General features: G+C 65.6%; 23 protein-coding genes and 1 pseudogene. 13 read left to right on the top strand and 11 right to left on the bottom strand.

Annotation, left to right across the window (positions count from 1 at the left end):
- Positions 1-23: 23 nt before the first annotated feature.
- The 3 genes and pseudogenes from J7I92_RS23600 to J7I92_RS00255 form a co-directional block, all read left to right on the top strand.
- Positions 24-182: pseudogene (locus J7I92_RS23600) on the top strand (CGNR zinc finger domain-containing protein); the annotation flags it as partial.
- Complete coding sequence (locus tag J7I92_RS00260; protein ID WP_214835744.1) at positions 183-1067, top strand: aminoglycoside phosphotransferase family protein; 885 nt, start codon at positions 183-185, stop codon at positions 1065-1067.
- A gap of 132 nt (positions 1068-1199) precedes the next feature.
- A complete protein-coding gene (locus J7I92_RS00255) occupies positions 1200-2756 on the top strand; it encodes an HNH endonuclease signature motif containing protein (protein ID WP_214835741.1) in 1557 nt (518 codons plus the stop codon).
- Positions 2757-2776: 20 nt separating this feature from the next.
- Here the strand turns inward: J7I92_RS00255 and J7I92_RS00250 are convergent, their stop codons facing one another.
- From J7I92_RS00250 to J7I92_RS00235, 4 genes are all read right to left on the bottom strand, one after another.
- Positions 2777-4012 (bottom strand): NYN domain-containing protein, encoded by a 1236-nt coding sequence (locus tag J7I92_RS00250; protein ID WP_214835738.1) that lies wholly within the window; start codon positions 4010-4012, stop codon positions 2777-2779.
- Positions 4013-4092: 80 nt separating this feature from the next.
- Positions 4093-4575: a hypothetical protein gene (locus J7I92_RS00245; protein ID WP_214835735.1), complete on the bottom strand. Its 483-nt coding sequence runs from the start codon at positions 4573-4575 to the stop codon at positions 4093-4095.
- Positions 4572-7058, bottom strand: a complete 2487-nt coding sequence (locus J7I92_RS00240; RefSeq protein ID WP_214835732.1) for a molybdopterin oxidoreductase family protein — start codon at positions 7056-7058, stop codon at positions 4572-4574. The genes J7I92_RS00245 and J7I92_RS00240 overlap by 4 nt, the downstream gene beginning before the upstream one ends.
- Before the next feature lie 132 nt (positions 7059-7190).
- The gene (locus J7I92_RS00235) at positions 7191-7934 is read right to left on the bottom strand and encodes a GAF and ANTAR domain-containing protein (protein WP_214835729.1); all 744 of its coding nucleotides are present in this window, start codon (positions 7932-7934) and stop codon (positions 7191-7193) included.
- A 222-nt stretch (positions 7935-8156) separates the two neighbouring features.
- On the opposite strand from J7I92_RS00235, the gene J7I92_RS00230 reads away from it, so the two are divergent.
- From J7I92_RS00230 to J7I92_RS00215, 4 genes are all read left to right on the top strand, one after another.
- Positions 8157-8585, top strand: a complete 429-nt coding sequence (locus J7I92_RS00230; protein ID WP_214835726.1) for a hypothetical protein — start codon at positions 8157-8159, stop codon at positions 8583-8585.
- Positions 8586-8681: 96 nt separating this feature from the next.
- Positions 8682-9344, top strand: coding sequence for a DUF6766 family protein (locus J7I92_RS00225; RefSeq protein ID WP_251039283.1), 663 nt, complete (start codon positions 8682-8684; stop codon positions 9342-9344).
- Positions 9345-9495: 151 nt separating this feature from the next.
- Positions 9496-10989 (top strand): FAD-dependent oxidoreductase, encoded by a 1494-nt coding sequence (locus J7I92_RS00220; RefSeq protein WP_214835722.1) that lies wholly within the window; start codon positions 9496-9498, stop codon positions 10987-10989.
- A gap of 88 nt (positions 10990-11077) precedes the next feature.
- On the top strand, positions 11078-11851 hold the full coding sequence (locus tag J7I92_RS00215) for an oxygenase MpaB family protein (RefSeq protein ID WP_214835720.1): 774 nt from the start codon (positions 11078-11080) through the stop codon (positions 11849-11851).
- Here the strand turns inward: J7I92_RS00215 and J7I92_RS00210 are convergent.
- Genes J7I92_RS00210 through J7I92_RS00200 form a run of 3 tightly spaced genes read right to left on the bottom strand, consistent with a single transcriptional unit; the run spans position 11848 to position 14904 of the window.
- Entirely contained in the window at positions 11848-12681 is an 834-nt protein-coding gene (locus J7I92_RS00210; protein ID WP_214835718.1) for an SDR family oxidoreductase, read from the bottom strand. The genes J7I92_RS00215 and J7I92_RS00210 overlap by 4 nt on opposite strands.
- Positions 12678-13712: an inositol 2-dehydrogenase gene (gene iolG, locus J7I92_RS00205; protein WP_214835716.1), complete on the bottom strand. Its 1035-nt coding sequence runs from the start codon at positions 13710-13712 to the stop codon at positions 12678-12680. Before iolG ends, J7I92_RS00210 begins: the two co-directional genes overlap by 4 nt.
- Positions 13702-14904: a phytanoyl-CoA dioxygenase family protein gene (locus tag J7I92_RS00200; RefSeq protein ID WP_214835714.1), complete on the bottom strand. Its 1203-nt coding sequence runs from the start codon at positions 14902-14904 to the stop codon at positions 13702-13704. The genes iolG and J7I92_RS00200 overlap by 11 nt, the downstream gene beginning before the upstream one ends.
- A 218-nt stretch (positions 14905-15122) precedes the next feature.
- Between J7I92_RS00200 and J7I92_RS00195 the strand changes: the two genes are divergently transcribed.
- The 4 genes from J7I92_RS00195 (at position 15123) to J7I92_RS00180 (ending at position 17674) form a co-directional block, all read left to right on the top strand.
- Positions 15123-16142, top strand: coding sequence for a LacI family DNA-binding transcriptional regulator (locus J7I92_RS00195; protein ID WP_214835711.1), 1020 nt, complete (start codon positions 15123-15125; stop codon positions 16140-16142).
- Between the two features lie 116 nt (positions 16143-16258).
- Positions 16259-16675: a hypothetical protein gene (locus J7I92_RS00190; RefSeq protein WP_214835708.1), complete on the top strand. Its 417-nt coding sequence runs from the start codon at positions 16259-16261 to the stop codon at positions 16673-16675.
- A gap of 40 nt (positions 16676-16715) precedes the next feature.
- Positions 16716-17075: a PEP-utilizing enzyme gene (locus tag J7I92_RS00185; RefSeq protein ID WP_251039282.1), complete on the top strand. Its 360-nt coding sequence runs from the start codon at positions 16716-16718 to the stop codon at positions 17073-17075.
- The gene (locus J7I92_RS00180; RefSeq protein WP_311379965.1) at positions 17072-17674 is read left to right on the top strand and encodes a hypothetical protein; all 603 of its coding nucleotides are present in this window, start codon (positions 17072-17074) and stop codon (positions 17672-17674) included. The genes J7I92_RS00185 and J7I92_RS00180 overlap by 4 nt, the downstream gene beginning before the upstream one ends.
- 34 nt (positions 17675-17708) lie before the next feature.
- On the opposite strand, the gene J7I92_RS00175 is transcribed toward J7I92_RS00180, so the two are convergent.
- Positions 17709-18089 carry a glyoxalase/bleomycin resistance/extradiol dioxygenase family protein gene (locus J7I92_RS00175; protein WP_214835701.1) on the bottom strand — a complete coding sequence of 127 codons (381 nt, stop codon included), beginning with the start codon at positions 18087-18089 and terminating at the stop codon, positions 17709-17711.
- A 246-nt stretch (positions 18090-18335) separates the two neighbouring features.
- On the opposite strand from J7I92_RS00175, the gene J7I92_RS23595 reads away from it, so the two are divergent.
- Complete coding sequence (locus J7I92_RS23595; RefSeq protein WP_251039281.1) at positions 18336-18515, top strand: hypothetical protein; 180 nt, start codon at positions 18336-18338, stop codon at positions 18513-18515.
- Positions 18516-18620: 105 nt separating this feature from the next.
- Positions 18621-18920, top strand: coding sequence for a DUF6221 family protein (locus J7I92_RS00165; RefSeq protein ID WP_214835698.1), 300 nt, complete (start codon positions 18621-18623; stop codon positions 18918-18920).
- A gap of 58 nt (positions 18921-18978) precedes the next feature.
- Here J7I92_RS00165 and J7I92_RS00160 read toward each other — a convergent pair whose 3' ends face one another.
- The 3 genes from J7I92_RS00160 to J7I92_RS00150 all read right to left on the bottom strand — a co-directional run bounded on the left by J7I92_RS00160 (position 18979) and on the right by J7I92_RS00150 (position 21568).
- On the bottom strand, positions 18979-19152 hold the full coding sequence (locus J7I92_RS00160) for a CsbD family protein (protein WP_214835695.1): 174 nt from the start codon (positions 19150-19152) through the stop codon (positions 18979-18981).
- A 120-nt stretch (positions 19153-19272) separates the two neighbouring features.
- Positions 19273-20475: a serine hydrolase gene (locus J7I92_RS00155; RefSeq protein ID WP_214835693.1), complete on the bottom strand. Its 1203-nt coding sequence runs from the start codon at positions 20473-20475 to the stop codon at positions 19273-19275.
- A gap of 247 nt (positions 20476-20722) precedes the next feature.
- Positions 20723-21568: a DMT family transporter gene (locus J7I92_RS00150; protein WP_251039308.1), complete on the bottom strand. Its 846-nt coding sequence runs from the start codon at positions 21566-21568 to the stop codon at positions 20723-20725.
- Positions 21569-21587: the final 19 nt, after the last annotated feature.

Raw genomic sequence — 21587 nt, 5'->3', positions numbered from 1 at the left:
GTGAGCGGCCTGGCGTCTGCGCACGGCAGGGCTGTGACCGGGTATTTGCCGATACCAGCCGGGGCGGAAACCGCTCGTACTGCTCAGCCCAGTGCGGTAACGCCGACGCGGTTCAGCGCTACCGCGGCCGATGGCGCTCCGGAGACTCCGAGGCGCGCATGGACAGGAAGGCTGATTTCTAAATGGCAGGAATGCCGGCAGCCACCGTGGAGGTGAGTGCCGCCGTCGTCCGTACCCTCATCCGGGAGCAGCGGCCGGACCCTGCCGGCCGCTCGCTCGTGCGTGTTGCCAATGGCTGGGACAACGCGACCTTCCGGCTCGGCGACAATCTGGCAGTCCGGCTGCCGCGCCGGGCCGAAGCGGTGCCGCTGATCCGGCATGAGCAGCGGTACCTTCCCGGCATCGCCGCCCGATCGCCGGTTGCGGTGCCCGTCCCCGTCCATGCCGGCCGGCCGACGTCGGACTTTCCCTGGCCGTGGAGCATCGTCAGGTGGGTTCCAGGTGCGCCGGCGGCCGAGGTCGGAACGGCGGACCGTGGGCCTGCTGTGGACGGCCTTGCCGCCTTCCTGAGGTCCCTCCATGTGCCCGCGGAAGCAGGAGTCCCGGTGAATCCTGTCCGCGGTGTGCCGCTGATGGACCGGGATGCGGCTGTACGGGAAAGGCTCAGGGACGGGGAACGCTACCCGCAGGCGGCACGGCTGAGGGCGATATGGGCTGAGGCCTGTGCCGCTGAAACACGGGGCGGCCCGGCGATGATGCTCCATGGCGACCTTCACCCGGGCAACATTCTGCTGGCGGCCGACGGTTCACTGGCTGGAGTGATCGACTTCGGCGATGTCGGGGCCGGGGATCCGGCCGTGGATCTTGCCGTGGGATGGTTAATGTTCGACGCCGGTGCCCGCCAGCGCTTTATCGGCGCCTTTGGCCCCTCAGTAGACGGAGGCACGTGGATGAGGGCGCGTGGCTGGGCTCTCGTCCTGTCCACCGCCATGCTGAGCAACTCCGACGACAATCCGCGGATGTTCTCGGTGGGGGATTTCGGGATCCGGCAGGTGCTGGAAGGCTGAGTCGGGCTGGGGCGGTCACCGCGGGGGGATTTCCGTCTTCCGAACGGTCGTTCCGCGGCGTCGGAGTGCTTGTCGTAGAGTGCCCAACAGTACAGTCGGTTTTTTGTCGGACCCTCCTGCCATGCTGTGGGTATGGAAAGCAGAGCAGCTGTGGAGGCGTTGGAGGGCATTGAGTCCTCCGTTGCTGCGTTGGCTGTTTGTGTCCGCGGCGCGGCCGGTGAGGTGGCCCCGACCGGTGTTGATCCGGCGGGTGGGGATCCCGCCGGTGGGGATCCGGTGGGTCTTGATCCGTTGCGGGATCAGGCGGATGCGTTCCTGGACGGTCTGGCCGAGGCGGGCAGGATGGAGGCCCGGCTGGCCGCGCTGAAGGTGCACCTCGCCGCGGGCTACGCCGCCGCGGCCGAGGCTTTGGCGGCACCGGCAAAGTCCCCGCAGGAGCACACCGCGCAGGAGATGGCGGTGACCGCTGAGGTCGCGTGTGTGCTGACGGTCAGTGAACGCACCGCCGGTGCCTTGCTGTGCGAGGCCCGCACCCTGACCGCCGGGCTGCCGTTGACGCTGGCCGCGTTGCAGGCCGGGACCATTTCCTGGCAGCACGCACGGATCCTGTGTGATGAAACAGCCAACCTGGAACCGGCCGCCGCCGCCGCGTTGGAAGCGCATTTCCTGGACCCGGACGCGGTGAACCCGGCGCGGGGCTGCCCGGCCGGGGAACTGGTGCCGGGCCGGTTCCGGGCCAAGGCACGGGCCTGGCGGGAGCGGCACCACCCGGTCAGCATCGAGACCCGTCATACCAAGAGCGCCGCGGACCGGCGGCTGGAGTATGTTCCGGACCGGGACGGCATGGCCTGGCTTTCGGCGTACCTGCCGGCCGATACCGCGGCGGGGATCTGGGACCGGGCCACCACCGCCGCACGTGCCCTGCAGGGCCCCGCAGAAGCCCGCACCCTGACGCAGCTCCGGGTCGATGTTGCTTCTGAGTGGCTGCTGGGCGGTGTGATGGAGGGAACCCCGTCCCCGACCGCGCAGGTCCTGGTCACCGTCCCGGTCTTTTCGCTGCTCGGCCTGACCGGGGAACCGGCCATGCTGGACGGGTACGGGCCGATCCCGCCGTCCATGGCCCGCCGCCTCGTCGCCGACGGTGCCGCCTCGATCCGGCGGGTCCTGACCGACCCGCGTGACGGGGCACCCCTGGAGATCGGCCGCAGCACCTACCGGATCCCGACAGCCCTGCGGCAGTGGCTCCGGCTCCGGGACGGGCGCTGCCCTTTTCCCGGCTGCAACAACCCCTCCCTGGACAACGACGCGGACCACCTCCTCGCCTGGGCAGACGGCGGAACTACCGGGATCAGCAACCTGGGCCAGCCCTGCCGCATGCACCACCGACTGAAGCACACCACAGCCTGGACCCCCGTCGGGGCGACAGCCAACGAATCACCTGGCTGGATCTCACCCACCGGACGGTCCTACCCCAGCGAACAACAGGACTGGGAACCACCACACTGGCCCGAACCGCCGGATCATGCGCGGGAAGACCTAGCACGCGACGACCGGGACTGGGAACCGCCGGACTGGCCAGCCAGCTTCGACAGCCTCGAGCGCTTTGAGGGCCCCGGGGGCCTCGATGGCGTGGGCTCTCCACTGCCGGTGGATCCCTTCCCCGACTGGGCACTATTCACAGCTGCCTAGAATCAGGCGGACACTTAACCCTACGCAGCCACGAACCCGCCGCTTGCCCAGCGCCGCAGCTCCTGCTTTTCAGCTTCATCGAATTCCATCAGCGCCACCCGGCACAGCTCTTCCACGTCTTCCGTCCACGCCGCCGCGAGCTCGGATGCCGTGGCCGAATCGCTGAGCTGGAAGTCCACGCTGCTCAGGCCCTGGATGACAAAGTTCACCGCGTTCCGGGACACCGGCTGCCCTGCCGTGACACAGTCATCCCGGACAAGCCTCGACAGTTCACTGCGGCTGGCCGGGTTCTCACGGAGCCGCGCCTCCATGGACACGAACATCTGCCGGAACTGGGCAGCGGAGAGCGCCGGAACATCCGTCACCCGGGCAACCTGCTCCTCGATGCCTGGCTGGACTTCGGCTTCTGACGGAAGATCGGCGCTAGAGAAACGCTTCGTATCCCAGACCCAGCCGCCGCGTGCGGGTGAGTATTCGATCCCCTTGCCGATCTGGGCCACCCAGGTCCCAAACTTTCCACAGCCGCCCCAGTCCGCCTTCAGCCCGGGGTCTGCCGTCAGCGCCCGGTGGGCCACCAACGCTCCGGCCACGGGACCGGGCGCGTTCCGGACGAACTCCCCAACCTCCTTGATGGCAGGCGAGATGGTTTTGGCCCTGGTCTTTCCGCGGAGCGGGGCACTTTTCGCTTCACCGGCGCCCACAGCAGGCATCGGCTCCGCTGTCGTCCCATGGAGAATCGCCACGAAGTCGTGGGACTCAACCACACTGTCAGCCATCTCGCGGTAGGCGAAGGCCACAGCACCCGCTGCAATCACAGTGGTCATGCGGTCCGCCGCCCTGAACCGCTGAATCAGCGACGTGAAGTCGGCGTCCGCCGAGGCGATGAAAAACTCCTCGATGCCGGAGGTTCCGGACAAGGCATCCATGGCGTCAAGTACCAGGTTGATGTCGGTGCTGCTCTTGCCGCGCTGGGTCAGTGACGGGCAGTCGATCACGCGAAAACCAGCCCGGGTCCAGTACGTCCGGTACTTCGAATACACCACCGGGTTCAGGTAGCAGTTGCGGATCAGGAACCGGCGGGACTCCTCGCCGGCACCCCCTGCCGACAACGCATCGGCCCAGTGCTTCGGATCCTCGGCGAACCGCTTGGCCGCCACCGGGTCGAGGGCCTGTAAACCGGTATAAACATTGTCGAAATCAACGAACATCGCAGCACGGATGCCAGGCCGCCTGGACGGGGAAAACGCATCGATCATTGGCTCAGTGTGCCAGCAACACTTCGCCCCCACCAGATGCGACGCACCGTGGCGGGCGGCGTCAAATGAAGCGGACGACCTCAGCTGACCAGGATCTGGGTGGAGGACTCCTTGATCTTGCCGTTGGCCCACTTCATCTGGCGGACGGTCTGCGCGTGGCAGCGCTGGGCGACCTCCAGCAAGTCCGTGTGTTTGATGCCCTGGGCGGCCTGGGCGAGCATCTCCCAGTCGGCGGACACGCCGCAGGACTTCAGATAGACCTCCCGAAGGTCCCGGAGCAGCAGCAGACCGGCCTCACCGCGCCGGCCCATCAGCTCGCTGCCCTTCTCCCTGAGTTTTTCCATCACTGCGGCCTCGTCGCGGGGCTCGGGATCCAGTTCCTGGCCGTACTGCTTGGCAATTTTGGCGATCTCCCGGACGTGCTCTTGCGACCACTTGGCCAGGTCGCGTGCAAGGTAGTAGATGTCGTGGTCCACCTTGTGCCGTTCCGAGACTTTCAGGAGCTCGTGCGCCAGCTCGTTCTCGGACCGGTGGAGTTCTTCCAGCACCAGACCGATTTTCATGATGCTCCTCCCGACGCGGCGCCCTCGATGGTTTCATAGGCCTGTGCCGAGGGGATTCCTGACGTCAGCTTCCCGGCCGGGAAAGCTGCCGCCTGGATACCTGCAGCGGGAGCCGAAGCAGTGTTGGTGGGGGCCGACGACGGGCCGTCGCCCGCGGCGATCCGCGTCAGGCGCGCCGCCGCCGTCTTGAAGATGGGCTGCTTGGACGCGGCGTCCCATTCGGTGATGGTCAGCTCATTTGCGGCCCGCCCGTTGCCAGGCGGTTCATGTCCGCCGTCGGTATCCCAATATCCGTAATGGAACGGAAGGAAAAGGACGCCGCTGCGGATTCCGCTGATGCGCACCTGGGCGCGGACCGATCCGCGCGGAGTCTCCACCTCCGCAAGGTCCCCTTCGGCAATACCGTACGCGCCGGCGTCGTCCGCTGACATCTCCACCCAGACCTCCGGCGCGGCAGCCTGCAGCTCAGGCGCCCTTGCGGTTTTGGTGCGGGTGTGGAAGTGGAAGAGCGTCCGCCCCGTGATGAGCTGCAGGGGGTATTTCTGGCTGGGCAGCTCATGCGGCGGCGTGTATTCGGCGGCCTTGATGATCGCCTTACCCTCCGGATTCAAAGCCTTGTACTCCGATGCCTCCATGGGTGCGCCGGTCAGCAGGTCACGTCCGTAGCTTTCGCAATACTCCGGATCGGCCCAGAACTTTCCATCGGCATAGATCCGCTCGGAGCCCTCGGGATTCTCCTCATTGCACGGCCATTGGATGCCGGATCCGCCGCGGAGCTTGTCATAAGTGATGCCGGTGTAATCGCAGGGCCGTCCGCGGCTGCACTCCTTCCAGGCTTCGAAGGCGGACTCCGGATCGTGCCACTTGACCAGCGGCTCCCCGTCCTTGTCCTTCAACCCCATCCGCTGGGCGTAGTCGATGAAGATGTCCAAATCCGGCCGGGCCTCGCCGGGAGGTTCCACGGCCTTGTCCGAGAGGTGGACGGTCCGGTCCACATTGGTGAACGTTCCAGTTTTCTCACCCCAGGTGGCCGCGGGGAGGACAACGTCGGCAAGCTGCGCGGTCTCGGAAAGGAAGATGTCCTGCACCACCAGGAACAGCCGCTCCTGCGTGAGGAGGGATCGGATCCGGGCCAGTTCCGGCAGGGACACGGCAGGGTTGGTGCCGCTGACCCAGAGCATCCGGATCGAGCCCTCTTCCACGTAACGGATCATCTGCATCACGTGCGTGGGCGGCGAAAAGTGCGGGATCGACGACGGCTCGACGTTCCAGACCTTCGCCAGGTCCTCGACCTGGGCATCGTTGGACCAGTTGCGGAAGCCGGCAAGGTCGCCGTCGGCCCCGCATTCCCGGGTGTTCTGCGCGGTGGGCTGGCCGTTCATCTGGAGGATGCCGCAGCCGGGTTTGCCCAGCATCCCGCGGATGAGGTTGAGGTTGTTAACCTGCACCGCTGCGGCCGTAGCCTGGTTGGACTGGTAGAAACCCTGCAAGACCGTGGACAGCAGCCGCTCTGCATGGCCGATGATGGCCGCTGCCTCCTGGATCTTTTCAGCCGGAACGCCGCAGATCTCGGCCACCAGCACCGGGGGGTAGTCCTTGACCATCTTCTCGAGGTCCGCGTATCCCACCGTGTTCGCCTGGATGTAGTCGGTGTCCAGCCAGCCGTTGCTGATGATTTCGTGGAGGATGGCGTTCATCAGGGCCACATTCGTCCCCGGCCTCGGAGCCAGGTGGACCGTGGCTGCCTTGGCCACGGGCGTCAGGCGCGGGTCCACGCAGATGACCTTCGGCGGGTTCGGGCCCTCCAGCCTGTCCAGTACCCGGGTCCACAAGACCGTCTGCGTCTCGGCCATGTTGTGACCGAACAGGGCAATAACGTCCGCGTGGTCCACATCCGTGTAGGACCCCGGCTGCCCGTCGCAGCCGAACGATTCCTTCAAAGCCTCCGCAGCCGTGGCCGTGCAGAGCCGGGTATTTCCGTCCACGTGATTGGTGCCCAGGCCGCCGTGCGCCACCACGCCCAGCGTGTAGTACTCCTCGGAGAAAAGTTGGCCCGTGGTGTAGAAACCGATGGCACTGGAACCCTGCTCCGCCAGCAGTTCCTTGGACCGGGCCACCACGCGGTCCATGGCGGTGTCCCAGTCCGTCTCCACCAACTGCCCGCCTGCACGGATCAGCGGTCTGGTCAGCCGGTCCGGGGATGCGTTCGCCTGCCAGCCGTAGAGATCCTTGGGCCCCAGGCGTCCGTGGTTGACCCGGTCCACTGCCCGCCCCCGCACACCGACAATCCGTTGGTCCTTGACGGCGATATCCATGGCGTCACCGTTGGAGTGAAGGATTGACGCGGTCTGGACCCACCGGTCCACGTCCTCAGGAGCCACCCCTTCGGCCAGGTGCGCATCCACCCGGACCGGCCAGGATTCCCCGGCTCCGTACGGTGTCCGTGTCCCCCAGGGGTCGGCGATCCTGTCCTTGCGCGCCATGGTTCATCTCCCGGTCCTACATCGATGTCTGCCCAGCCGGTTTCGTAGCTCTCCTTACCCATATACCAGGCAGCACAAACACGGACAGATCCCAATCGGAAGACGACACCGCTGCAGAGCCGGTCGCTGCCGCTATTCCTCGAAGTGACTGACGGCCGGCTCGGCGGTCAGTGAACGGACCACGGACGCGGCCACATCGCGCAGCTTCACGTTTCGGTGGTTGGAGGCGGCGGTCAGAATCTTCATGGCCGCTCCCTGGCTGCAACGGTTCTGCGCCATGATCGCCCCGGCGGCGAGATCGATCGTGGTCCGAGACTGCATGGCCGCGGCCATGTCGTCCCGTGCTTCACTGAGGTTGGCGATCTTGAGAGCCAGCCGCAGGGACTTGGACGCATGCGCCGCGAACGACTCGGCCCTTTCGATGTCGGCGCCCGTGAAGGCGTGGGTCCTGCTGGCGTAGAGGTTCAATGATGCTCGGGTTTCGCCCTCGACCAGGAGCGGAACGCCCAGTACGGACCCGATTCCCTGTCCGGAGATGGCCCGGATGTATTCCGGCCAACGATGCTCACGACGGAGATCCGGGACGAGCACACTAGTCATCTCCCGCATGGCCGTCAGGCAGGGTCCTTCTCCGAAGGTGTTCTGCAGTTCGTCCAGGAGATAGGCAGTCTCGTCGCTGCCGGCCACAGTTGCAGCCCTTTTGCGTCGGATGACGGTGACGCCGCACAGCATGTCGGGGTCCATGGGCGCGAAGCTGGCCGCGGCAAAGCTTGCCAGCTCGGTCAGGAACGCCTTGACGTCGCTGCTTTCCAGCACGAGGTCCTGGAGATACCCGTCCAGGGTGACTTGCTGTTCAGGGGGTAAATCGTGGAGCATGCTGGGCCTCCGGACCTCGGCCGGACCCGGTGCAGGTCGGCGGAAGCCCGCTCACTGCCAAACGGATCTGCTCTAAGAGTACGCCCGTTCCAAGTCTGGAGAGGGGGCAGCGGCGGAGCTTGGCCGCTGCTGAAGCGCCACGCCCGACTTGCTTGCCGATTCAGCTACTTACTCCGCGGTGCCCTTGGTACGTTGGAGCCCTCGACGATGTGGAGGCTGACGATGCGTACAAAAGTGGCCATGACGTTCCGGGCTCTGTTTGCCCTCGCCGCGGCGGCGGCGGTGGCGGTGGGCGCGACGGCGTGCTCGGGCTCCAACCCGGGCAGCGCGGAGGCGGCAGTGGCCGCAACTATGTTCCACGACGACGTGCGCTCCGGTGATGTGGAAGCAGCCTGCGGACTCCTGGCCCCCGGAACAGTCGAAGAACTCGAGGAAGGGGAGCCGGGCAGTTGCGCCATCAAGCTGCGGGAGGTGGACCTGCGAGCTACTTCCAGTGTGTTGGAGTCCGAGGCGTACGGCAGCGATGCACAGGTCGTCCTCGACGAGGACACGGTGTTCCTGGTGCAGTCCGGCCAAAACTGGAAGATCACGGCGGCAGGTTGCACCTCCCGCGGCGAACGTCCCTACGACTGCCTTATTGATGGGAGCTGAGATGCGCGCAACATTCGTTATCTGCCTGAGCGTCATCGCCATAGGCCTGGTGTACATGCTCGCACTGGGGGTGATGGGCCGGTGAGGAACAAACCCTTGGTCACCAATGGGCTGAGCATCGGCTTCGGGCTGCTGTTCCTGGCGTCGCTGACCGGCCAGGCTTTTTCGGGACTGGCCTACTTCAACGAGCAGCAGATGGCGGCGAACCTTGAGCCGGTCGGTTTTTGGCAGTACGTGACTTCGTCAAGCTTCGCCGTGGACGTATCGGAGAACTGGCAGTCCGAATACCTGCAGTTTTTCCTGCTCATCATTCTTGCCGTGTGGCTGGTCCAAAAGGGCTCCCCGGAGTCCAAGGAAATTGAAAAGCGGGGGCTGGAATCCGATAAGGACCAGATGATCGGGCAGTATGCAGAAGACGATTCCCCGGCCTGGGCCAAAGCCGGAGGCTGGAAGACGGTCGTATTTTCCAACTCGCTGGGCCTCGTTATGGGGACAATCTTCGTCCTGTCCTGGCTGGCGCAGTCCGTTGCGGGATTCACGGCCTACGCGCAGGAGCAGCTGGAAAACCTTCAAGATCCGGGGAGCTGGACCGAATACATTGTCTCGCCGGAATTTTGGAACCGCACGCTGCAAAACTGGCAGTCTGAGTTCCTGGCTGTGTGGTCCATGGTGGCGCTGTCGATCTTCCTGCGCCAGCGCGGCTCACCGGAATCCAAGCCCGTCGGCGAAGCCCACGACGCAACCGGAGTGCAGGGCTAGCCGGGGCAGGCTCTGCCGTCATCGCGGACCTTCCAGTGAGATTGCGGGGTCTTCTGTGCGGGGTCTTCTGTAAGGTGCGGGAACTGTCTAGGCTGTCACCACCAGAGCATCGACGGGTTTCAACTTCATATGACCGACAGGGAGTGCAGTAATGCTTTCACTTTGGCTGGACCGCCCCCGGACCTTCACCCCGGATCCCTTTGTCCCGGACGCCGACTACAACGCGGTGGTTGTTGGAGCAGGAATCACGGGTCTTGCGACAGCAGTCCTGCTGGCCAGATCGGGCATGAAGGTGGCCGTCCTGGAAGCAAGAACCCTCGGCGCGGGAACCACCGGGAACACCACGGCCAAGCTGACCCTGCTCCAGGGCACGGTGCTGTCCTCGCTGCGCCGGCAGTACTCCCAGAAGATGGTGAACTCCTATGTGGAAGCCAACAGGGAAGGGCAGGCCTGGCTGCTGCGTCACCTGGAAGCGAACGATGTGCCGTTCCAGCGCCGGGACGCTTATACCTTTGCGATGACCGGCAAGGGGGAGGAGCAGGTGAAATCCGAACTCGCCGTCAGCCGGGAGGCCGGTCTGGACGTTGAAGACACCAGCGACTCCGAACTCCCGTTCAGTACGCGCCGCACCATCCGCCTGGCCGGCCAGGCGCAGTTCAACCCGATGGATGTGCTGGAGAGTCTGGTGACGGACTTCCGCGCCCACGGCGGCACGCTCATTGAAGGCGTGCGGGTGCAGGACGTCACCGGCGGGGACCGGGCCGTCGTCGATACCGACGCCGGCAGGGTTCACGCTGATCTGGTGGTGCTGGCGACCGGAGTGCCCATTCTTGACCGCGGCCTGTATTTCGCGAAACTGAAGGCCTCACAGTCCTACGCCGCCGCCGTGAAAGTGCCTGCCTCAACCAGCATTCCGTCCGGCATGTACCTCTCGGCAGAGACTCCCGGCCGTTCCCTGCGCACCTATCCCGCTGCCGAAGGCGAACTGCTGGTGGTCGGCGGCAACGGACACCAGGTTGGCAGGGAACCCTCGCCCCAGGCCCGCCTGGATGAGCTGCTGGACTGGGCGCGCCATCATTTCCCAGGGGCTGAGGTGACGCACACCTGGTCGGGTGAAGACTACCGGGCCACGAACGTGATGCCTTTCTTCGGTAAGTTGCCCCGCGGCGGCGGGAAAATCTTCTTCGCCACCGGCTACAACAAATGGGGGATGAGCAACAGCGTTGCCGCCGCCCTGGCGATCAGCGGAGAGATCCTGGGCGGCCAGCTCCCCTGGGCGGACACGATCCATCACAGGGTCACCTCACCTGCGGGCGCAGCTGCCGCAGTGGCCTTGAACGCTGACGTCGCCAAGACCCTGGCCGAAAGCTGGGCAAAGTTCGGAATGTCCAAAGCCGACACCGGTGACACCGTACCGGAGGAGGGCGCTGGCACTGTCCTTCGACACGGCAACAAGCCGGTGGCCGCGTCCACCGTTGACGGAACAACCTGCCGGGTCTCGGCGGTCTGCACCCATCTGGGCGGAGTGCTTAGCTGGAACGATGCGGAGAAATCGTGGGACTGCCCGCTGCACGGCTCCCGCTTCAACGCCACAGGCGAGGTCCTGCAGGGCCCCGCCACGCACAACCTCCGACCCGCCGAGTAGTCAGCCCGGGCCAGCGCATCCGGTGCCGGACGACGGCGGGACCCTCCCGCCGTCGTCCGTCCCCTTTCCGCTCGGGTATCGTGTGGACATGGACCGTGGACTTGCCGACATGGGCGCAGAAGGAATTCTGCTCGCCGGAGCGGGGCGCGCCATTCTGCTGCAGATCGCCAATCCGGCGGTGGGTCACGGGGTTGCCGAGCACAGCAGCTTCACGGAACGCCCGCTCGACCGGCTTCGCGGCACCCTGACCTACGTCTATGCCGTCGTCTACGGCACCGAAGGCCAGGTGGCAGCCGTCCGCCGCCGCGTGAACCGCGCCCATGCGCCGGTCCGCCGCGCCCCGGATCAAACCTCCAGCGGCTACAGCGCGTTCGACGCCGACTCGCAGCTTTGGGTGGTGGCGACGCTGTACGACACGGCGATCACTATTTACGAGAAAATCTACGGACCGCTCGACGACGAGACCGCCGACGCCATGTACCGCGACTATGCGAGGCTCGGCACGGTCCTGCAGCTCCCGCCCGCAATGTGGCCGGCGGACCGGGCAGCGTTCGCAGACTATTGGAACGGCCGGCTGCAGTCACTTAAAGCCAACGACGACGCCGTGCGCGTCGCCCGGGGGCTCCTGCATCCGCAGGGCGGGCCGGTCTGGTACCGCGTCGTCATGCCGTTCGCGCGCTTCCTCACGGCAGGCCTCCTGCCTGACCAGCTCCGGAACGACTTTGGCCTGGCGTGGAGTGCACGACACACTCGCCGCTTCGACCTCACCATGAGGTCGCTTTCGGTGGTGTATCCCCGGCTGCCGCAACGGATCCGGCACTGGTTCAAGAACTACTGCCTCGGCCAGCTCGGGACGGCCTAGTCGAAGGCGCCCACCACGTTCTGGTCCCAGTCGATCACGGAGCCGGTGACCACGCCGCTTCGCGGCGAGAGCAGGAAGACCACAAACTCGGCGATCTCATCGATCTGGCCGAGCTTGCCCATCGGCACCGACGCATTGGCCTTCTCCAGCCAGTCGTCGCCGCCGCCATGGAACCGGCGCTGGATCAGGTCTTCGCCTTCGGTGGCCGTCCAGCCGATGTTGACGCCGTTGATCCTGATCCTGTCCCACCTGTGGGCATGTGCTGCATTCCGGGTCAGCCCGGCGAGCCCGGCTTTGGATGCGACGTAGGGTGCCAGATACGGCTGGCCGCCGTGCGCGGACATGGTGATGATGTTGACGATAGCTCCGGGCACCTCGCGTTCCTTGAAGTGTTTGATGGCATCGGCCATGATGAAGAACGGCGCCTTGAGGTTGACGGCGATGTGCTGGTCGAACAGCTCAGGCGTGGTGTCCGTCATGCTGCCCCGGGTGGTGAGGCCGGCAGCATTCACTACTGCGTCAAGCCGGCCGAAGTGCTCGATGGTTCGGGCTACCGTGCTGGTCGCCTGTTGCGTATCAGCCAGGTCGGCTTGCAGGAAGAGTGCGGCCACCCCCAGTTCGGTGAGATCTTCGGCCATCCTGCTCCCGGCCTCGGCCGAGCGACCTGTGATGGCGATACCCGCAGCTCCTTCAGCGGCGGCCCGCCGGGCTATGCCGGCGCCCAGTCCGTGCGTGCCCCCGCTGATAAGTACAACCGTGTCCTTGAGGAGCCCCGAGCCGGGTAGTCCCGAACCGGGGAGCTCCGGGCCAGCGAGTTCTGGTGCTGTCACTTCTGCAGTGCCCCTTCAACGTTGACGGTCCTGCCGGTGGTGGCGGACTCGGCGGCGGCATCGGCCAGGACCAGCGCGGCCATGCCATCGTCGAAACCGGGCGAACAGGGGCTGCCCGTCTGGAGGGCTTCGACGAATCTGTCCAGTTCGCGCCGGTAGGCGGCGGCATAGCGCTCCAGGAAGAACGGCTCATACGGGTCCGCCGCCTCCACGCCGCGGCTGCCGAAACTGCGAATGGTTGTGGGCGAAATGTTGTCAGCCCGCAGCATGCCCTCGCTTCCGAACGCTTCCAGCCTCTGGTCGTAGCCGTAGGCGCTGTGCCGGGAGTTCGTGATGCTGACGAATTCACCGTTCCGGCCACGCAGGGTCACCACGGCGGAGTCGAAATCTCCCGCCCCCGCGATGTAATCGCTGAAGACGTTCGCTCCGTGGGCGGTCACCTCGACGATGTCCGGGATGAAAAACCGGGCCATGTCCAGGTCGTGGATGGTCATGTCCCGGAAGATGCCTCCGGAGGCTGCGATATAGGCCGCAGGGGCGGGAGCCGGGTCGCGGCTGATGATGGACAGGTGCTCCAGCCGTCCGATCTCGCCGGCCGCAACCCGTTGATGCAGCGCGGCGAACGCGGGGTCGAACCGCCGGTTGAAGCCCATCATGAGCGGGATGCCGGCCGCGGCCAGATTCTGCCGGCAGCCCCGTACCCGCTCAATGTCCAGATCGATCGGCTTTTCACAGAGCACCGCCAGGCCCCTGGCGGCTGCAGCCTCGATCAGCTGGACGTGCGTGGGAGTCGGCGAACAGATGACGACGGCGTCCAGGGACGCGTCGGCGAAGACATCGTCCGTGGACCCGGTGGATCGGGCCCCGTACTGGGCGGCGACTTCTCCAGCGCTCGCGGTCATCGGGTCGGCAACCCAGGCCAGGTTGATACCCGGGTGGGCTGCGAGGTTCGCGGCGTGCACCCTGCCGATGCGCCCCGAGCCGCACAGGGCCACGTTCAGTTTCTCCACCGCTGCCGCCTTACTGGCCATCGGTGAGGCGGCGGCCGGCGGAGGCCTTCAGGTCCCGGTCGAAGACGTCGACGGGGGCGTCTTCCTGCAGGCTCCGCCACACCAGTTCCGCCTGGGACTCGGGGGCGATCCCGCCCACCGGCTGGTCGCGGTCCAGGTTCGTGGGAAAGCCGTAACCCTCAGCGGACGCGGCGATGACATTGCGCAGGAACCTGTCGCTGGCACCGTCCGTCTTGAGCTGCCGTAGTGTCGGGTACAGGGCAGCCGACATCGCGGTGCGGTCCACTGATTCCATGGCCCGGCCGAACGCGGAGGAAACCTGCAGCAGGTTGGCCATACGGCGGATGTCGGCGGACTTGTTGTGGCCGGCGCCGTGGAACAGGGCCGGGTTGAAGAAGGCCGCATCGCCCTTCTCCATCGGCAGTTGCACGTAGTTTTCCTCGAAGTAGCGGGTGAACTCCGGGCGGTGGAAGGCGAGGTAACCGGCGTCGTACTTGTGCGAGTGCGGCAGGTACAGGGTTGGTCCCGACTCCACCGGCATGTCGCAGTGTGCGACGGCGCCCTGCAGCGTCAGCGCAGGGGAGAGCAGGTGGATGTGGGCCGGGTAGCGGGCCGCCTGCTCGCCGGACATGAAGCCGAGGTGGTAGTCGCGGTGCGCGGTCTGCGGCGCACCGCCGGGGTTCACGACGTTGACCTGCGAGGTGACCTGGTAATTCGGGCCGAGCCACGCTTCGGAGATGAGGGCCAGGATGTCGTTGGAATAGTAGTTGGCGAACACCTCCGGGTCCCGCACGGCCAGCTTGTCCAGCGCGCCCCAGATGCGGTCGTTCGCGCCGGGCTTGGCGAAGTGGTCGCCGGCCGCTGCGCCGGAGGCCTTCTGCTCGGCGATGATGCCGTTGAAGGCTTCGGTGGCGCGGTCCACGACGGCGGTGTCGGCGAAGGCGCCCTTGAACACCACGATGCCCGGGCCGGCGGTCAGGGCACGGATCAATTCGGCCTGGATATCCGCGCGCTCCCCCGGGGAGTCCAGATAGCTGTGCAGGCGCTGCCCGTAGACCAGGACATTTTGCTCGACGGCGTCGGCGTAGGCATAATCGTCCAGCTTCGTCTTTTCGCTGACGACGGCAACGAAGTCCTCGAGCCGGCAGCTGTCCTGGCCGAACCATTGCGGGGCCCGGGTTCCGGGTGCGTGCGATGCGGCTGTGGTGGTCATGGCGTTTCCTCCTTGAAACTGTGGGCTTGAAACAGTGATCTGGAATGTGTGGCGGTCCGGTTTCCAGCTTCGTGCATCCCGCTGTTCCCGTGCAACGCCAAAATCCATCAGGAATCCATCAGCCGTGCGCGTCTTGCCATCGGGTCCGCGCCAGTGGGACAGTCTTGCTAGACCTAAACCCATCAGGAAAACATCATCAACCGACCGCGAGGAGTTTGATGGCCCACCCCTATTCCGTCAGGGAAATCGCCCGCCAGGCCGGGGTGAGCGACGCGACAGTTGATCGCGTCCTGCATAACCGTTCCGGAGTACGGCAGAGCACCGTCGGCCAGGTGCGCCAGGCCATCAGGGACCTGGAGGCGCAGCAGCTGCAGCTGGAGCTGACCGGCAGGCGGTTCATGATCGACGTCGTCGCGGATGCTCCAGGCCGATTTACCACCTCCGTGAAAAGCGCACTGGAATCGGTGCTGCCGCTGCTGAGGCCCGCCGTGTTCCGGGCCCGCTTCCACCTCCATGAGCAGTGGAACGCGGAGGACTGCGCGGCCGAACTGGACAGGATCGGCAAGCGGGGCAGCCAGGGCGTCATCCTGAAGGCGCCGGACGTGCCGCTGGTGACGGCCGCCGTCGACCGGCTCGCCGAAGCCGGAATTCCGGTGGTCACGCTGGTAACGGACCTTCCCGCCAGCCGCCGGGTCGCGTATGTGGGCATGGACAACAGGTCCGCGGGGGCGACGGCGGCGTACCTCATCCACCAATGGATGGGCGCGGATCCCGGGAGGGTCGTCGTGACGGTCAGCAACGATTTTTTCCGCGGGGAGGAGGAGCGGGAGGTGGGCTTCCGCGCGGCCATGCGCTCCATGGATCCGCGACGGGAGGTCTTGTTCCTGCCGGCAAGCGACGGCCTGGACCGGACCACGCGGCGCCTGATGGGAGAAACCCTGGCCGCCCACGACGACGTGCGCGGCGTGTATTCGATCGGCGGCGGCAATACCGGCATCTCAGAGGCATTCGAAGCCGCCGGCCGGATGCCGCAGGTGTTCATTGGCCACGATCTGGTTCCGGACAACGTGGCGCTGCTGCGCACCGGGACCATGACCGCCTTACTGCACCATGACCTCAAACAGGACATCCAGCAGTGCTGCCGGGCCATCATGCACACCCACGGTGCCCTCCCCGACGCCGGCGGCGGCAACGCCTCGCAGATCGAGGTCATCACGCCGTTCAACATTCCGCACTGATGCTGAGACTGAGCGAGGCGCGGCTCGTGCTTTCAACACTCTGTTGACAACAGCCTGTTGAAAGCGGATGCTTGCGGGATGTGCGGGCACACATCGCGCAGGAAATGGAGCAGGGAATGAACAAGCCCGAGACGGCGGCCAGCCCGGGCAGCGACGTCGAGGAAGCCTCCCGACAGAGCCGGGCGGCGCGGGTGTTGCTGGATAGAGGCGCATCGGATCTGCCGCCCCGACCCTGGTTGGGCGGGCGGCAGCCGCCTTCCGCGCAAGACCTCATCCAGCACCTTCTGTGGCGGGCCAACGGTACCGGCCGCGGAGCGCCGGTGGATGTCCTGGATGTGGATGCCGGCCTCACCCTACTCTCGGCCGCGCGGCAACAGATGGATGGTCTAGAATCGGCGCTCTTGTTTCTTGCGCGGTCGCAGGGGCTGACTTGGCAGCAGATTGCCCAAGGCCTTGGGCTGCGCTCCGCGCAAGCAGCGCAGCAGAGACTCGACCGGCTCTTGGGGAGGCCGGAAGCGGGTGTGTCCAGCTGACATGGAACCTCCGTCTCCGGCCCAAAAAGGAAGAGAAAGCATGGACGTCTCCAAGAACGTTCTCACTGGAACCGGTGCCAGCCCCGGTATTGCGTGCGGTACAGCACGGACCGTTCAGAGCATCGACCAGTTCTCCGATCTGAGGCCTGGCGAGGTCCTGGTCTGCCGCACTACTGATCCCGCGTGGACACCCCTGTTCGCTGTAGCCTCTGCAGTCATCACGGAAACAGGGGGAATGCTGTCCCACGCCGCCATTGTGGCCCGCGAGTACGGCATCCCCGCCGTCCTGGGCCTAAACCACGCTTTGACCCGCATCACGACCGGAACATCGCTCGTGGTGGACGGAACCCATGGAACCGTCCGCGAGAATCCGGCAACAGCAGGAGCGACTTCATCGTGAACGCACAGCAGCCAATACTGCTCACGCTCCACGCTGTGAGGTTGCTCGGTTTCGCTGACACTGAACCAGTTGCGGCACGGTTCCGACAAGATCCGGACGACGTTGAACAATGCCTGATAGCTGCAGGTGCCAACGGTTGGGCGCACCGAACTTCATTCGGAGGAGCCAGGGGCTGGTCCCTGACCGTCGCTGGTAGGAAAGAAAATGAACGTCTCCTCGAAGAGGAGCTGAACATTGCCGGCGGCCATCCAGCCCTCATCGGCGTGCACGCTGACTTTGCACCCCTGAACGAACAGGTCGTTGCCGCCTGCAGCAAACTTCAACTCCAGTGGCTGTCCGCGGGACATCGGCCAGGCGACGGGATTGCCGAGCAGACAGAGCAGACCTTCAAGCCAGCGCTGACATCCTTACGTGATCTGGAAGCCCGGCTGATTGCTGTCCTGCCGCGATTCAGCGGATACACGAAACGCCTCGAGAAGGCGCTCGCGAACGCTGCCACGGAGCCGGCCTGGCTCACCGCCACCGACCGCGACTCCTTCCACCGAGTATGGTTCGAGCTGCACGAAGACCTCATCGCCACCCTAGGCATCCGGAGATAAGCAACCGGACGTCACCCTCAAACATGAGGTTTGGTTACTCGGGCGGTGTCGCCTCTCCCTGCCAGAAGTTCCACTGATAGCCCCACGGGTCCACGATCGTGAAGGTCCGCGGCCCGTATGGCTGGTCGGCCGGCGGCTCGATCTCCACGTCCGTCGCGGCGCGGACGCTGGAGTACTGGGCGTCGACGTCGTCCACGTGCACGATCAGCAACAGCCCTCCGCCGTTGCCTGGATCTGCGGCGCTCCCGGAAACCGCGATTCGCCCGCCTCCGGCCACGATTTCCGCTTCCTCGGTGACGCCGTCGTCGTTGCGCCAACGGGTGGAAGGGCCGAATCCGAGCACCTTCTCCATCCAGTCAAGCGCGGCGTCCGCCCCTTCGTAGTACAGGTACGGAATGACTTCGGTGACTGCCATGATCGGCTCCTTCCCCTCGCGGTATTCAAAGATTACTCAGGCACAGCCGCGCGGGAAGACCACGCTCCTAATGGAGACGACGGCCCACTGGCGGAGCGCTGCAAGGCCCCGCGTGCACCCGTTTTCGTTACGCCATGCTTCGGGGAGTTAACCCGTGTTGCCCAGCGCGTCCGTTCATTTCACCCGCTGTTGGGAACCGCCAGGCAGGGTGGTTGATTGGGTGGACAAGCTTCGAAAGGACCCGCCATGACGGAACATTCTAATCTCACCCCGCGCCGGCTCCGGACCATCCTGGGCCATTTCGCCACCGGCCTCACCGTGATCACGGCGGCAACGAAGGGCAACCGCGACGGCGTCCGTCTCCAGCCGGCGGGGCGGGAACGTCTGAGGGGCGTCTGCAGACACCCCCAAAGCAAGCGGTGCTGAACCGTAACCCGACGACGGCGCGACGTGCCGCCGTCGTGCGCGGAGCACCAAGTCGCCACATGGACCGGTTTCATGGAAGAGGTGCGGGCGTTGAAGAATGGGGTCATGGCCGACATCATCGAATTCCTGGAAGCCCGGATTGCGGAAGACGAGGCAGCTGCGGGCCAGCTGGAAGAGAGTGGATCCGGTCACCCGGTGCAACGGACCAGCTTCGGCATCTCCCCGTTCTCCGCCGGTCGCGTACTGGCCGAGTGTGCCGCCAAGCGGAGGATCCTGGGGAACGTGCCCCTGGTTACCGATATACCGTCGCAGATGGGCGGGACCAGCGAGTACGTGCTCATGTGCCTAGCCTCGGTCTACAGCTGGCACCCTGACTATCAGGAGGGCTGGACCATTACGGACTAGCCCGGCAAAGAAGGGTGCCACTCCCGTCGGAGCGACACCCTTCCCTATCTTTGCGGCATTATTTCTTGAAGGCGTCCTTGACCTTCTCGCCGGCCTGCTTCAGATCCGCTTTGGACTGATCGGTCTGGCCTTCGGCTTTCAGGCTCTGATCGTCCGTAGCGTCTCCGGCGGCTTCCTTGCCCTTGCCGCCAAGCTTCTCGGCAGCATTTTCGATCTTGTCGTCCAATCCCACGATGCCACTCCTTCGGTTGGTTGCCGCCGGCGGTCCGCCTGCGGTTCACTCCTCAATCGTAAACCCGTTTTCCGCTTAATGCTAAGCATGCTGAATACCTGCGCGGCGGGACGGCTGCTGCTAACAGGCCTTGTTGAGCGCCTCAAGAGCCCTGTCCACCATCTCCTGTACGCGCGGATTGAAGTCCTCCCGTGGCGATGCCGGCGGCAGCGCCACGGCCATGGCCGCTTGCCGGGAGCCATCGGCGCTGGTTATGGCAACCGTCCCATACCCGGGCACGTCGCCCACGTGGCCGAAGTAGTAATTGCCGGTGCAGGCATCCTTCCAGTGCTGGAGCCCCAGTCCGTAGCCTTCCTCTTCATTTGCCTGGTCCGGTGCGGTCATTTCCGCCACTGTCTTGGAGTCCAGCAACTTCCCCTGTGCCAGCGCGCCAGGAAATGCGTTGAGGTCCGGCACGGTGGAAATCATCCCGCTGTCCGCGGAACCGATGTGGATTGCCGGCAGCGCGACGTCAACGGGTTTGTTCCCCAGCAGCGCATAACCGTGGATCAGCTGTTCCGGTCCGGGTTCGGCCCCCGTCATGAGGGTGCCGTCGAGCCCCAGGGGCTCCGCGATGTCGGTGCGAAGGACTTCGCCGATTGTCGCTCCGCGCAACCGCTCAACGAGGAGCGCCAGCGCAGCATAGTTTGAGTTCGAGTAGCTGAAGGCAACGGCCGATCCCCGGGGTTCCCACGGGACGGAGGCGGCAACGGCCAGTCGCTCTTCATGGGTCATCCGTTTGGCCAGGACATCCTGCATGGGTGCGGACGCCAGCAGTGCCTCCCAGTAACTGGGCATGCCGGAACGGTGGTTGAGCAGGCTGCGCACGCTGACGGGCCCCGGCGGGTGAAGCATTGTTGCGAGTTCCGGCAGATGGCGGGAGACGGGATCGTCCAGCCGGAGCTTTCCTTCTTCCACCAGCTTCATCACGGACACTGCCACCATGGGGATCGTGGCGTCGCCGATATGGACCTGGTCCGTCAGTTGGACCGGTTCCTGGTTGTCCTGGCTCCGGACACCGACGGCGCGGGTCCATTCTTCGCCGTTCGTTTTCATCTGGATGACAACGGCCGAGGCTCCGTCGGTACGCACCGCATCGAGGTAGCGTTCCAAGCCGGAGGAGGGCTCCGCTGCGGAGGCAGCGGACGATGGCGGTGAGGACTGTTGGCCGGGCGGCTCCGGTGCTGCTGTGCAGCCTGCGAGGAAGGACGCCGCCACTGTTGCGCTCAGGGCGGTCAGGACCGCGAGACGGACCGGGGCCAGTCGGGTGGATGCTGTCTGCATGTCACGGCCCTTCAGGGGCCGGTCCGCAGCTGGACTCCTAAGAGACCGCCAACTGCGCCGACACTTCCGATCCTCCTCAGGGCAGAGGGAAGCGTCAAGGGACGGACGGTGAGCGTGTGATCGCCTCGGCGACCGACACGCGACGCAAACGGACGACGGCGGGATGTGCCGCCGTCGTCCGTTTCCGGTTGCGCTGTTGGAACATTTAGATCGTCGCTGCCGCCTCCGGGCCGTGCAGCTGTTGCTCCTACCCGGTCCCTGCGCCGCCTGTACCCGATTGGGTTCTATTTCTGCGTCCGGTCAGCCAGATGGCCGCACTGTTGGTGGCAACGACGATGGCCATGCCAAGCCATTCGTGGAGGACCAGGATCTGGCCCAGCACCACAGTTCCGGAGAGCGCGGCGAGGATCGGGTTGATGCTCATGAATACGCTGAAGAACCCCGCGGGCACGTGGCGGAGTGCGATGAGGTCGGCGGCGTAGGGAACCACGGAGCAAAGGACTCCGGCCGTGACGGCGTAGAGAAGCGCCGGACCGGCAAACATTCCTTGAATGACCAAATAGGCCGCCACGGGCAGGTAGAACAGCAGTGAAATCAGCGTCGCTGCGGCGGGAGCCTGCAGGCCGGGCAGTCGCTGCCCGGCCACCCTGTTCAGGACGATGTACGCCGCCCAACAGGCGGCCGCCGTCACGGCGATCGCAATTCCGGCGTAGTCGCTGGTGGGGCCCGGCAGGACAAGAACGTACACACCCAGTCCTGCGGTCAGCCCGCACAGCAAATCCCACCGGCTCCTCGACGCCAGCAGCGCGACGGCCAGCGGCCCGAGGAATTCCAGGGTGACGGCCAGGCCCAGCCCGATCCGTTCGATCGCCACGTAGAGGCAGATGTTCATCAAGGCGGTGGCCGCGCCCAGCAGGAGGACCGGCCACCACTGCCGCCAGGTGAACCGGTGGAAGGGAGGCCGGGCAACGGGAAGCAGCACCGCCGCGGCTACAAGCTGGCGCACAGCGACAACTCCGGCCGGCCCGATCAGCGGAAAGGCGTGCGCCCCGATTCCGGCGCCGATCTGATTGCTGACGCCGCTTCCCGCCATGGTCAGCACGCCACGAACG

Source organism: Arthrobacter sp. ISL-72, from assembly GCF_018613755.1.
Classification (GTDB): domain Bacteria; phylum Actinomycetota; class Actinomycetes; order Actinomycetales; family Micrococcaceae; genus Arthrobacter.
Note: the sequence above shows the minus strand (reverse complement) of the source record. Positions and strands in the feature narration are given on the sequence as shown.

Coding starts and splice junctions, on each gene's coding strand:
- J7I92_RS00260 (WP_214835744.1), top strand. CDS start 183: ATGGCAGGAATGCCGGCAGCCACCGTGGAGGTGAGTGCCGCCGTCGTC.
- J7I92_RS00255 (WP_214835741.1), top strand. CDS start 1,200: ATGGAAAGCAGAGCAGCTGTGGAGGCGTTGGAGGGCATTGAGTCCTCC.
- J7I92_RS00250 (WP_214835738.1), bottom strand. CDS start 4,012: ATGATCGATGCGTTTTCCCCGTCCAGGCGGCCTGGCATCCGTGCTGCG.
- J7I92_RS00245 (WP_214835735.1), bottom strand. CDS start 4,575: ATGAAAATCGGTCTGGTGCTGGAAGAACTCCACCGGTCCGAGAACGAG.
- J7I92_RS00240 (WP_214835732.1), bottom strand. CDS start 7,058: ATGGCGCGCAAGGACAGGATCGCCGACCCCTGGGGGACACGGACACCG.
- J7I92_RS00235 (WP_214835729.1), bottom strand. CDS start 7,934: ATGCTCCACGATTTACCCCCTGAACAGCAAGTCACCCTGGACGGGTAT.
- J7I92_RS00230 (WP_214835726.1), top strand. CDS start 8,157: ATGCGTACAAAAGTGGCCATGACGTTCCGGGCTCTGTTTGCCCTCGCC.
- J7I92_RS00220 (WP_214835722.1), top strand. CDS start 9,496: ATGCTTTCACTTTGGCTGGACCGCCCCCGGACCTTCACCCCGGATCCC.
- J7I92_RS00215 (WP_214835720.1), top strand. CDS start 11,078: ATGGACCGTGGACTTGCCGACATGGGCGCAGAAGGAATTCTGCTCGCC.
- iolG (WP_214835716.1), bottom strand. CDS start 13,712: ATGGCCAGTAAGGCGGCAGCGGTGGAGAAACTGAACGTGGCCCTGTGC.
- J7I92_RS00200 (WP_214835714.1), bottom strand. CDS start 14,904: ATGACCACCACAGCCGCATCGCACGCACCCGGAACCCGGGCCCCGCAA.
- J7I92_RS00195 (WP_214835711.1), top strand. CDS start 15,123: ATGGCCCACCCCTATTCCGTCAGGGAAATCGCCCGCCAGGCCGGGGTG.
- J7I92_RS00190 (WP_214835708.1), top strand. CDS start 16,259: ATGAACAAGCCCGAGACGGCGGCCAGCCCGGGCAGCGACGTCGAGGAA.
- J7I92_RS00185 (WP_251039282.1), top strand. CDS start 16,716: ATGGACGTCTCCAAGAACGTTCTCACTGGAACCGGTGCCAGCCCCGGT.
- J7I92_RS00175 (WP_214835701.1), bottom strand. CDS start 18,089: ATGGCAGTCACCGAAGTCATTCCGTACCTGTACTACGAAGGGGCGGAC.
- J7I92_RS23595 (WP_251039281.1), top strand. CDS start 18,336: ATGACGGAACATTCTAATCTCACCCCGCGCCGGCTCCGGACCATCCTG.
- J7I92_RS00165 (WP_214835698.1), top strand. CDS start 18,621: ATGGCCGACATCATCGAATTCCTGGAAGCCCGGATTGCGGAAGACGAG.
- J7I92_RS00155 (WP_214835693.1), bottom strand. CDS start 20,475: ATGCAGACAGCATCCACCCGACTGGCCCCGGTCCGTCTCGCGGTCCTG.
- J7I92_RS00150 (WP_251039308.1), bottom strand. CDS start 21,568: ATGGCGGGAAGCGGCGTCAGCAATCAGATCGGCGCCGGAATCGGGGCG.